Here is a 12,911-nt window from a genome sequence, read left to right as displayed (position 1 = left end):
GGAGACCGCCGCCGCCCTGCCCGACGACTGCGCGCCGCTGCTGCTGGACGAGTGCGACGAAGCGGTGTGGGCCGACGAAGCGGAACAGGCCGACGCCGCGGCGCAGATTGATCACTCGGCGCGGGCCGATGACGCGGCGCGGGCCGGTACGGAACTCGACGACGCGGCGCGGCCCGACAGGGAACTCACCGACGCCGACCGGCTCCGGCCGCTGCTGCCGGACCATCCCGCGTACGTCATCTACACCTCGGGTTCCACCGGCCGCCCCAAGGGCGTGGTGGTGACCCATCGCAGTGTCGCCGCCCTGGCCGCGTGGGCGGGCGAGCGGTTCGACACCGCCGGGCTCGGCCATGTGATCGCCTCCACCTCCCTCAACTTCGACGTCTCGGTCTTCGAGCTGCTGTGCCCCCTGACGGCCGGCGGCACCGTCGAGGTGGTCGCCGATCTGCCGGCCCTCGCCGACGGCTCGGGGCCCCGGCACGCCGGGCTGCTCAGCGGGGTGCCCTCGGTCGTCTCCCGCCTGGTCGCGGGCGGTACGGCGCCGCTGACCGCGGACACCGTCGTCCTGGCAGGCGAGGCCCTGCCCGCGCAGACCGTGCACGATCTGCGGGCCGCCATGCCCGCGGCCCGCATCGCCAACATCTACGGCCCCACCGAGGCCACCGTGTACGCCACCGCCTGGTTCGACGGTGACCGGCTGCCCGACCAGGCCCCGCCCATCGGCGAACCGGTCGCGCTCACCCGGGCCTACGTCCTGGACGGCCGGCTGCGGCCCCAGCCGGTCGGCGTCACCGGTGAGCTGTACCTCGGTGGTGGCGGCCTGGCCCGCGGCTACCTGCGCCGTCCCGCGCTGACCGCGGCCCGGTTCGTCGCCGACCCGTTCGGCGCGCCCGGGGAGCGCATGTACCGCACCGGCGATCTGGTGCGCCGCGCCGCCGACGGCAGCCTGGAGTACGTGGGCCGGATCGACCAGCAGGTCAAGGTGCGCGGCTTCCGTATCGAACTGGGCGAGGTGGAGGAGGCGTTGCGCGGCTGCGCGGGCGTGGCCGAGGCCGCCGCCACCGCCGTCACCGGCGAGGGCGAGGACCACCGGCGCCTGGTCGGCTATGTCGTCCAGGGCGCCGGAGAGCCGGTGGAACCGGAGGCCGTACGCCGGGAACTCGGCCGCAGCCTGCCCGACTACATGGTCCCGGCGACCGTCGTCGTCCTGGCGAGCCTGCCGCTCAGCCCGAACGGCAAGGTCGACCGCGGCCGCCTCCCCGACCCGGGCCCCGCCGTGCGCGCCGTACGCCATGTCGCGCCCCGCACCCCCACCGAGCGCACCCTGGCCGCGATCTGGGCGGAGGTGCTGCGCACGGAACGCATCGGCGTCGACGACAACTTCTTCGAACTCGGCGGCGACTCGATCCTCAGCATCCAGGTCGTGGCCCGTGCCCGGCAGGACGGCCTCGCGCTGACCTCGCGGGACGTCTACCAGCACCAGACGGTCGCCGCCCTGGCCCGCTGCGCCGACGCCGCGGGACGGCTCCATGAGGCAGCCCCGGCACCGGAGGAGGCCACCGGCACGGCCCCGCTGACGCCCATCCAGCACTGGCTGTTCGGCGCCGGTGTGCGGGACGCCGGACACTTCTCCCAGGCGCTCTCCGTCCAGGTGCCCGACGACCTGGACGCGGCCGCGCTGGAGGACGCGCTGAACGACCTCGCCGGGCACCACGACGCCCTGCGCTCCCGGTTCGCCGACACCGGCGGGCGGGGCCGCGAGGCCGTGTGGTTCATCGACGAGCGGATGCCCCGGATCCGGCTGGCCCGGCACACCGGACCGGACACGGACACCCCGCACTTCGGGCCCTTCGACCTCGCCCGGGGACCGCTGCTGCGCGCCGTGCTGCACGACAGCGGCCCCGGCAGGGCCGCCGTACTGCATCTCGCGGTCCACCACCTGGTGGTCGACGGCGTGTCCTGGCGGGTGCTGCTTGAGGACCTCGACCGCGCCTACCGGGCCCGCCGCACCGGCGCCGACGGCGCGGCGGCCCTGCCCGCCAAGTCCTCGCCGCTGCGCCAGTGGGCCCGACGGCTGGCCGCCCACGCGGCGGACGGCGGCTTCGAGGACGAGCGGGAGTACTGGGCCCGGGCGGTCCCGGACACCGAACCGGCGGTGGCGGCCGGACCGGAGCACGGCGCCAACACCTACGCCGCGCAGCGCGCGTTCACCCTGCGGCTGTCCCCCGAGGACACCTCGGTCCTGCTGCACACCCTGCCCGACACCTACCGCACCCAGATCAACGACGTCCTGCTCAGCGCCCTCGGCCGCGCCCTGTGCGCCTGGAGCGGCCGGGACCGGGTGGTGGTCGACGTCGAGGGACACGGCCGCGAGGAACTCTTCCCCGAGCTGGACATCAGCCGCACGGTCGGCTGGTTCACCACCCGCTACCCGGTCGCCCTCGCCGTCCCCGGGGAGGACGACTGGGACGCCGTACTGAAGCGCGTCAAGGAGCAGTTGCGCGCCATACCCCGGCACGGCCTCGGCCATGACGCGCTGCGCCACCTGGCCGGACCCGGCGGCGATCCCGGCACCCCGGACGCCTGGATCAGCTTCAACTACCTGGGCCGGATGGGGGCTTCGGCCGCGCCCGACGGGCTGTACCGGGGCACCGTCCGGCCGCTGGAACTGGACGCCGACCCGGCGGCCGAGCGCCCGCACGCCCTGGAGGTCGTCGGCCAACTGGTCGACGAGCAGCTGGAGTTCACCTGGTTCTACTCGGACCGGCTGCACGCCGAGGACACGGTCGGGGAGCTGGCCGGACGCTTCGCCGACGCGCTCGCGGACCTGGCCCGGTTCGCCGCCCGCCCGGGTGCCGCCGGGCGCACCCCGTCCGACTTCCCGCTGGCCCGGCTCGACCAGGACGCCGTGGACCGCCTCACCGGCACGGACCCGGCGGCCGTCGCGGACATCCTGCCGCTCACCCCGACCCAGGCGGGCATGCTCTTCCACGGCCTGTCCCAGGACGACCGCGGCGTCTACTTCCAGCAGCTCACCTTCGTCCTGGACGGCGTGCCCGAACCGGGAGCCCTCGCCGCCGCGTGGCAGCGGGTGACCGACCGCGCCGAGGTGCTGCGCGGCCGAGTCGTCTGGCAGGACGTGCCCGAGCCACTCCTCGTGGTCCGGCGGCACGCGGCCGTACCGGTCGCCCACCTGGACTGGCGGGACCTGACGGAGGAGGAGCGGCGCGCCCGCCTTGACGACGTCCTGGGCCGCGACCGCGCCGAGGGCATCGACCTCGGACGGGCCCCGCTCCAGCGCCTCCTCCTCGCCCGGGTCTCCGACACCGCGGTGCGCGTGGTGTGGTCCTTCCACCACCTGCTCCTCGACGGCTGGAGCCTCTTCCAGGTCCTCTCGGACGTCTTCACCCTGCACGGCGGCACCGACCCTGACGCCCTCCCCGACCGCCCGCCGTACCGGGACTACGTCGGCTGGCTGCGCGCCCGTGACACCGCGGAGGCCGAACGGCACTGGCGGCACCGGCTGGCCGGGCTGACCGAGGCCACCCCGCTGCCGTACGACCGCGAACCGCGCGAGAGCCACCGCGCCGAGTCCACCCAGGCCGTACGGGCCACCCTGCCCGAGGCGGCGAGCCGGGCGCTGGAGGAGCTGGCGCGGACCTCCGGGCTGACCCTCAACACCCTGGTGCAGGGCGCCTGGGCGCTGCTGCTGGCCCGCCAGTCAGGGCGGGACGAGGTGGTGTTCGGCACCACCGTCTCCGGCCGCCCGCCCGAGCTGCCCGGCGCCGACGCCATGACCGGCCTGTTCATCACCACCCTGCCGACCCGGGCCGCCGTCCCCGGACACGGGACCCTCCTCGACTGGCTGCGCGCCCTCCAGCACGAGCAGAGCGAGGACCGGCGGTTCGACCACATGCCGCTCACCCGGCTGCGCGCCCTCACCGAACTGCCGGAGCGGGTCGGCCTGTTCGACAGCATCGTCGTCTTCGAGAACTACCCGGTGGACGACGACCTCGCCGCCGCCCACGGACTGCGCCTGAGCGGCCTGGAGGGCATCGAGACCACCAACTACCCGCTGAGCCTGACCGCTTACCCCGGGCAGGAACTGACCCTGCGCCTCGGGTACGACCCCGACCTGTTCGACGCGGGGACCGCCGAGCGGCTGGCCGAATACCTCACCGTGCTGCTCACGGGAATGCCCGACGGCACCCGGCGGCCGCCCGCCCGGCTCCCGCTGCTCGCCCCGGACCGCCGCGAGCAGGTGCTGTCCGCCTGGAACGACACCGCCACCGACCGGCCCCCCACCACCGTCGCGGGCCTCTTCGCCGCGCAGGTGCGCCGCACCCCCGACGCCCTGGCCCTTGAAGCCGGCGACGAACACCTCACCTACGCCGAACTCGACGCCCGCGCCGCCCGGTTGGCGGCCCGGCTCACCGGCCTCGGGGTACGGCCCGAACGCCCGGTCGGCGTGCTGATGGACCGCTCCACGGCCCTGGTCGTCGCCCAGCTGGCCCTCGTGCGCACCGGCGGGGTGTACGTGCCGCTGGACGGCAGGGCGCCCGCCGAACGGCTGCGCCGGATGCTGGCCGAGGCCGGCGCCGATCTGCTGCTCACCGACGCCGCCTGGGCGGAGACGGCCCGTGCGGTGCTGCCGGGCGACGGCGTGCTGCGCGCCGACGACACGCCCGACGCGGACACCCCCGTAGCTACCCGAGCCCTGCCGCCCGTGCACCCCGACAACGCGCAGTACCTGATGTTCACCTCGGGCTCCACCGGCACCCCCAAGGGCGTCGCGGTGCGCCAGCGGGACGTCGCCGCCCTCGCCCTGGACCGCGCCTTCGCCGGGCACGACCGGGTGCTCGTCCACTCACCGCACGCCTTCGACGCCGCCACCTACGAGGTGTGGGTGCCGCTGCTGCGCGGCGGCACCGCCGTGCTCGCCCCACCCGCAGAGCTGGACACCGCCCAGGTCCGCAGGGCCGTCACGGAACAGCGGGTCAGCTGCCTGTGGCTGACCGCGGGACTGTTCCGGCTCCTCGCCCAGGAGGACCCCGGTTGCCTGCGCGGCGCGCGCGAGGTGTGGACGGGCGGCGAGGCGGTGCCGGGCGCGGTGGTGCGCCGGGTGCTGGACGCCTGCCCCGGCCTGACCGTCATGGACGGCTACGGCCCCACCGAGACGACCACCTTCGCCACCCGCCGCGCCTTCCGCGCCGGCGACCCGCTGCCCGCCGTGCTCCCCATCGGCCGCCCGCTGGACGACACCCGCGTCTACGTCCTGGACGCCGCCCTCCAGCCGCAGCCGCCCGGCATCCCCGGTGAGCTGTACATCGCGGGCGCCGGACTGGCCCGGGGCTACGCGGGCCGGCCCGGCGCGACCGCCGCCCGCTATCTCGCCGACCCCTTCGGGCCGCCCGGGGAACGGATGTACCGCACCGGTGACATCGTGCGCTGGAGCGCCGACGGCGAGCTGCACTTCGTCGGCCGCGCGGACGACCAGATCAAGATCCGCGGCTTCCGCGTCGAACCCGCCGAGATCGAGGCCCGGCTCACCGCCCACCCCGCCGTCGCCGAGGCCGTCGTCTCCCTCTACCAGGACGCCGGACGCAAACGCCTGGCCGCCCACCTCGTCCCGGCCCCGGGCACCGAGGTCCCGGCCGCCGCCGAGCTGCGCGCCCATCTGGCGGACGGTCTGCCCGACTACATGCTGCCCGCCGCGTTCGTCACCGTGTCCGAGCTGCCGCTGACCGTCAACGGCAAGGTCGACCGGCGCCGGCTGCCCGCACCCGACTGGGGGGCCGGAGCCGAGTCGGCCCACCGCGCCCCGAGCACCGAAACCGAACGGCTGCTCGCCGGGATCTGGGCGGAGCTGCTGGGCGTGGAACGGGTCGGCGTCGACGACAACTTCTTCATGCTGGGCGGCGACTCGATCCTCAGCATCCAGGTCGTCTCCCGCGCCCGGGCGGCGGGGCTCACCCTCACGCCGCGCGACCTCTTCCGGCACCCCACGGTGGCCGAACTGGCCGCGGCGGACGGCTCCACCGCGCCCGCCGTCACCGGCACCGCACCGGTCAGCGGGGCGGCGGACCTCACCCCGATCCAGCACTGGTTCCTCGACCCGCGCCCTGAGCACGCCGACTTCTTCGACCAGTCCGTCCTCATCGAGGCGGCAGGACCGGTGGACGAGGACGCGCTGCGCCGCGCCCTCACCGCCCTGTGGACCCGGCACGACGCCCTGCGCGCCCGGTTCACCGCCGTCGCCGACGGCACCTGGCGACAGGACGTCCCCGCCGCCGACGCCCCGGCGCCCGACCTGCTCCAGGTCCACGACCCGCGCGCCGAGGAGTTCGTGACGGCGGCGGCCCACGCGGGACTCCGGCTGGACACGGGACCGCTGTTCACCGCCCGCCTGTTCACCGCCGACGGCACCCGGCCCGCCCGGCTGCTGCTGGTCGCCCACCACCTGGTGGTCGACGGCGTCTCCTGGCGCATCCTGCTGGAGGATCTGGAGACCGCCTACCGGCAGGCCCTGACCGCAGAGCCCGTACGACTGCCCGCCCGCACCACCTCCGCACACGCGTGGGTCCGCAGGCTGCGCGAGCACGCCGACACCTTCGCCGCCCGGCTCGACCACTGGGAGCGGGCCGCCCGGCACTGCGCCGACCCGCTGCCCGTGGACGGCACCGGCGGCAACACCATGGCCGACGTCCGCGAGGTCACCGTCCGGCTGGACCGCGACCGCACCGACGCCCTGCTGCGCCGCGTCCCCGGTGTCTACCGCACCCGCGTCGACGACGTCCTGCTCACCGCGCTGGGCCGGGTCCTCGCCGACTGGACCGGACACGGCACCGTCGCCGTCGGCCTGGAGGGCCACGGCCGCGAGGACCAGCTGTTCGAGGACATCGACCTGTCCCGCACCGTCGGCTGGTTCACCTCGCTCTATCCGGTCGCCCTCACCGTCCCGGGCGGCGACTGGGGCACCGCTCTCAAGACCGTCAAGGAGCAGCTGCGGGCCGTACCCGACCGGGGCCTCGGCTACGGCGTGCTGCGCCACCTCGTCCGCGACGCCCGGCTCACCGGCGCGCCCGAGCCCGCCATCAGCTTCAACTACCTGGGCCGCTTCGACTGGTCCGGGGCCGGCGGCACCCTCGTCGGGGCGGTGCCCGGCGGCCTGGGCGGCGCCGAGGCACCCGGCACCGAACGCCCGCACCTGCTGGACGTGGTGGCCCGGGTCGAGGACGACCGGCTGGAGATCACCTGGTACTACAGCGCCGGACGGCACCACGAGGACACCGTCACCGCGCTCGCCGAGGGCGTGCTGCGGGCGCTGGGCGACATCGTCGCGCACTGCGCCCGCCCCGAGGCGGGCGGCCGTACTCCTTCGGACTTCCCGCTGGCCCGCCTGGACCAGACCGCCGTCGACCGCGTCGCCGGCACCGGCCGGGACGTCGCGGACATCTACCCGCTCACCCCGATGCAGGCCGGGATGCTCTTCCACAGCCTGCTCGACCCGGCCGGCCGCACCTATGTCAACCAGGTGCAGCTGGTGCTGAACGGGGTCGCCGACCCGGGGGCGCTCGCCGAGGCGTGGCAGCACACCGCGGACGCCAACCCGGTGCTGCGCACCCACCTGGTGTGGGAGGAGACCCCGCAGCCGCTCCAGGTCGTCCGGCACCGCGCCGCCGTACCCGTCACCCACCACGACTGGTCCGGCCGGGCCGCCCACGACTGCGCGGACGACCTGGAACGCCTGCTCGCCGCGGACCGGGAACAGGGCATCGGCCTGGGCACCGCGCCGCTGATGCGGCTGACCCTGATCCGGCTCGCGCCCGACCGGGTCCGCCTGGTGTGGACGTTCCACCACGTCCTGCTCGACGGCTGGAGCGCCGCCCAGGTCTTCGACGAGGTCTGCGAGCGGTATGCCGCGCTCACCTCCGGGCGCCGCCCGCGACCGACCGAACGCAGGCCGTTCGCCGAGTACCTGCGCTGGCTCGCCGCACAGGACACCGACCGCGCCGAACGGCACTGGCGGGCCGCCCTCGCCGGCTTCCAGGCCCCCACCGAACTGCCCCGGGACCGGCGGCCCGCCGAGGCCCACCGCGCCTCCTCCTGCGACACGGTGCGGACGACCCTCGCCCCGGACGTCTCGGCACGGCTGCGCGAGACCGCCCAGCGCTCCGGACTCACCCTGAACACCATCCTCCAGGGCGCCTGGGCGCTGCTGCTGTCCCGCTACGGCGGCGGCACCGACGTGGTGTTCGGCACCACCGTCTCCGGGCGGCCCGCCGAACTGCCCGGCGTCACCTCGATGGTGGGCCTGTTCATCAACACCCTGCCCACCCGGGCCTGCGTCGACGGGGAGCGCCCGCTGCTGGACTGGCTGCGCGAACTCCAGGCCGCCCAGTCCGAGGCCCGCCGCCATGACTTCGTCTCGCTCGCCCAGTTGCAGTCCTGGAGCGAAGTGCCCGGCGGCACCGGCCTGTTCGACTCCATCGTCGTCTTCGAGAACTACCCCTTCGACGAGCACGCGCTGGCCCGGTACGGCCTGTCCATGGAGCAGGAACGAGACCTGGAACCGACCAACTACGCGCTCAGCGTGGTCGTCGCGCCCGGCGACACCCTAGCCGTGAACCTGGACTACGACCCGGACGCCTTCGACGCCACGACGGTACGGGCGCTCGGCGCGAGCCTGCGCACCCTGCTGACCGGCATGGCCGACGACCCCGGCCGCACCCTCGCCGAACTGCCCCTGCTCGACACGGCCGACGCGCGGGCGCTGGTGGACCGCCTGGGCGGACCCGTGGCCGAACTGCCGCACGGCACCCTGCCGGAGGCGTTCCGACGGCAGGCCGAGCGCACCCCGGACGCCGTCGCCGTCCGCCACGGCGACCAGTGCCTCACCTACGCCGAACTCGACGCCCGCGCCAACCGGTTGGCCCGGCGGCTCATCGCCGCAGGCGCCGGACCCGAGCGCTTCGTCGCCCTGTGCCTGCCCCGCACCGCCGACCTGATCGTGGCGCTCCTCGCGGTGCTCAAGAGCGGCGCCGGATACCTGCCGGTCGACCCCCAGTACCCGGCCGAGCGCGTCGCGTTCCTCTTCGAGGACGTACGGCCCGACGCCGTGATCACGGCCGCCGCGACCGCCGGACGGCTGCCCGAGGGGCCGTGCACGCGCATCCTGCTGGACGAGGAACCGGACCCCCCGGTGCCGGACACCCCGATCGGCGACAGTGAACGCCGTACCGCGCTGCTGCCCGGCCACCCCGCCTATGTGATCCACACCTCAGGATCGACCGGCCGCCCCAAGGGCGTCGTCGTCAGTCACGCCTCCGTCCTCGCCCTGACCGACTGGGCGGCGGCCGAGTTCACCGGCCGGGGCCTCGCCCATGTGATCGCCTCCACCTCGCTCAACTTCGACGTGTCGGTCTTCGAGATCTTCTCGCCGCTGCTCTCCGGCGGCTGCGTCGAGATCGTCCGCGACCTGCTGGCCCTCGCCGAACGCCCCGGGCCCTGGCGGGCCGGGCTGCTCAGCGCGGTGCCCTCCGCCCTGGACCGGCTGCTCGCCGAGGACGCCGTACAGGTCACCGCCGACACCGTGGTCCTCGCGGGGGAGGGGCTGCCCGCACGGACCGTGCGCCGGGTCCGCGACGCCGTCCCCGGCAGCGAGGTGCGCAACATCTACGGCCCCACCGAGGCCACCGTCTACGCCACCACCTTCACCTGCGACCCGGCCGACCCCGACCGCGACCCGCCGATCGGCCGCCCGCTCGGCGGCGCCCGCGCCTACGTCCTGGACGAGCGGATGCGCCCGGTACCGGTCGGCGCGCCCGGCGAGCTCTTCCTCGCCGGAACCGGCGTGGCCCGCGGCTATCTGCGCCGCCCCGGCCTGACCGCGACCCGCTTCCTGCCCGACCCGTTCGGGCCCGCCGGCAGCCGTATGTACCGCACCGGCGACCGGGTCCGCTGGACGGCCGACGGCGAGCTGGTCTACCTCGGGCGCGGCGACGACCAGGTGAAAGTGCGCGGCTTCCGTATCGAACTCGGCGAGGTGGAGGCCGCGCTGGCCCGCCACCCGGCCGTGGCGGGAGCGGCGGCCCGGGTGGTGGAGCAGGACGGGCACCGCCGGCTCATCGGCTACGCGGTGCCCCGCGCCGCCGGACTGCCGGACCCCGCCGAACTGCGCGCCTTCCTCGCGGGCAGCCTCCCCGACCACCTGGTCCCCGCCCTCGTCCTGCCGCTGGAGCGCCTGCCGCTCGGCGCCACCGGCAAGCTCGACCGGCGCGCCCTGCCCGCCCCCGAGCGGGCCGCACCGGCCGCCGGTACCGGAGCGGGCCGCCCGCCGCACACCGAGGCGGAGCACACCCTCGCGGCCATCTGGTCCGAGGTGCTGGGCGTGCCCGAAGTGGGCGCGGACGACAACTACTTCATGCTCGGCGGCGACTCCATCCTCGGCATCCAGATCGTCTCGGCGGCCCGCCGCGCCGGTCTCGCCCTGAACCCCCGGCACCTGTTCACCCACCAGACCCTCGCCGAACTCGCCGCCGCGGCCGAGAAGGTGCCGGACCGTGCCGCGTCCGCCGGAGCCGAACAGGGCCCGGTGACCGGCGAGACCCCGCTCACCCCCGTGCAGCACTGGCTGCTGGACACGCTCACCGGGGATCCCGCGCACTTCAGCCAGACGGTCTCCTTCGAACTGACCGAGGACCCCGAGGAGTCGGTGCTGCGGGCCGCCCTGGCCGCCGTACTGGAGCACCACGACGCGCTGCGGCACCGCTTCGAGGTGGCCGGGGACGGCCGGTGGCGGCAGTATGGCACCGCGCCCGGCGACACCGCACCGCACCTGGAGGTGCACCGGGACGCGGAGCCGCGCGAGGTGGCCGCCGCCCTCGGCGCCGGGTTCGACCTGGCCCACGGGCCGCTGCTGCGCGCGGCCCTGTGCCGCACGGGCGGCACCGCACGGCCGGTGCTGCTGCTCGCCGCCCACCACCTCGTCGTGGACGCCGTGTCCTGGCGGCTGATCCTGGAGGACCTGGAGAGCGCCTACCGCGCCCTGCGGGACGGGGCGCGGCCCGAACTCGGCGCCAAGAGCACCTCGTTCCAGGCGTGGGCCAGGCGGCTCGCCGCGCACACCGAGGCGGGCGGCTTCGACGCCGAACTCGCCCACTGGCGGGGCATCGACACCGGGACCACCCTGCCGGCCGACCACACCGGCGGCGCCAACACCGTCGCCGACGAGGAGAGCCTGACCGCCGGACTCGACGCCGAGGAGACCCGCCGCCTGCTCCAGGACGTGCCGGACGCGTACCGCACCCGCGTCAACGACGTCCTGCTCACCGCGCTGGGCCGGGTCCTGGCCCGCTGGACGGGCCGGGACCGGGTGGCGGTCACCCTGGAGGGCCACGGCCGCGAGGAACTCTTCGCCGACACCGACCTCGCCCGCACCACCGGCTGGTTCACCACCGTGTACCCGGTCGCCCTGGACGTGCCCCGGGACGCGGACACCGGCACCGTGCTGAAGTCCGTCAAGGAGAACCTGCGGGCCGTACCGAACGGCGGCCTCGGCCACGGCGCGCTGCGCCATCTGCACCCCACGGCGGGCGCCGCACTGCCCGGACTGCCCCAGGTGTGCTTCAACTACCTCGGCCGGCAGGACCGGACCCCCGCACCCGGCGGCCTGCTGGGCGCACCCCACGGCGACGGCCTCACCGGCGGCATGGACCGCGCGGCCGACCGCCCCTACCTCCTGGACGTCCTCGGCCGGGTCACCGGCGACCGGCTGGAATTCACCTGGTCGTACTCCCGCGAGGTGCACCGGCCGGAGACCGTCGCCCGGCTGGCGGCCGAACTGGCCGACGAACTGCGCGCGATCGTCCGGCACTGCGCCGAACCCGGCACCGGCGGCCGCACCCCGTCCGACTTCCCGCTCGCGCCACTGGACCAGACCACTGTCGATCGGCTCGTCGGCACCGGGACGGACGTCGGGGACGTGTACCCGCTCACACCCACCCAGACCGGCATGGTGATGCACGGCCTGGACGAGGCCGAACACGGCCTGTACGTCGAGCAGATCACCTTCGTGGCGGACGGCGCCCGCGACCCGGACACGCTGGCGGCCGCCTGGCAGCACGTCGTCGACCGCACCCCCGTGCTGCGCACCTCCGTCGCCCTGCACGGCGTGCCCGTACCGCTCCAGATCGTCCACCGGGACGTGGTCCTGCCGGTCACCGAGCACGACTGGAGCACGCTGCCTGATGACCGGCGGGAGGCGGAGCTGGAGCGGCTACTTGCCGAGGAACGGGCCCGGGGCCTCGCCCTGGACCGTGCCCCGCTGCTACGGCTCGCCCTGGTCCGGCTCGGACCGGACGCGGTACGGGTCGTCTGGACCTTCCACCACGTCCTGCTGGACGGCTGGAGCGTCTTCCACGTCCTGGCCGACGTCCTCGCCGCCCACGAGGCACTGGCCCGAGGCGAGCGGCCCCGGCTGCCCGAGCGCCGCCCGTTCGCGGACTACGCCGCCTGGCTGGCCGCCCGCGGCACCGGACCCGCCGAGGACCACTGGCGCGGCGTCCTGTCCGGACTGCGCACACCGACCCCGCTGCCGTACGACCGCAGGCCCGCCCCCGGCACCACGGCACGCTCGGGCACCTGGCTGTCGCAGCGGCTCGGCACCGAGGAGACCCGCCGGCTCCAGGACTTCGCCCGCCGGCACCGGCTCACCCTGAACACCCTGGTGCAGGGCGCCTGGGCGCTGCTGCTGGCCCGGTGGAGCGGCGAGCCGGAGGTGTGCTTCGGCACCACCGTCTCCGGACGGCCCGCCGATCTGCCCGGCGCCGACACCATCACCGGCCTGTTCATCACCACGCTGCCCGCCCGGATCGCCGTCGACGGCGGCGCGCCCGCGGCCGGCTGGCTGC

1 protein-coding gene is annotated in these 12,911 nt (G+C 75.4%); it reads left to right on the top strand.

Annotation, left to right across the window (positions count from 1 at the left end):
* On the top strand, positions 1 to 12,911 hold a 12,911-nt coding region (locus tag CCN72_RS18895), incomplete at both ends, for a non-ribosomal peptide synthetase (RefSeq protein WP_086808542.1).

It is taken from the genome of Streptomyces murinus (genome assembly GCF_002154555.1).
Classification (GTDB): domain Bacteria; phylum Actinomycetota; class Actinomycetes; order Streptomycetales; family Streptomycetaceae; genus Streptomyces; species Streptomyces murinus.
Note: the sequence above shows the minus strand (reverse complement) of the source record. Positions and strands in the feature narration are given on the sequence as shown.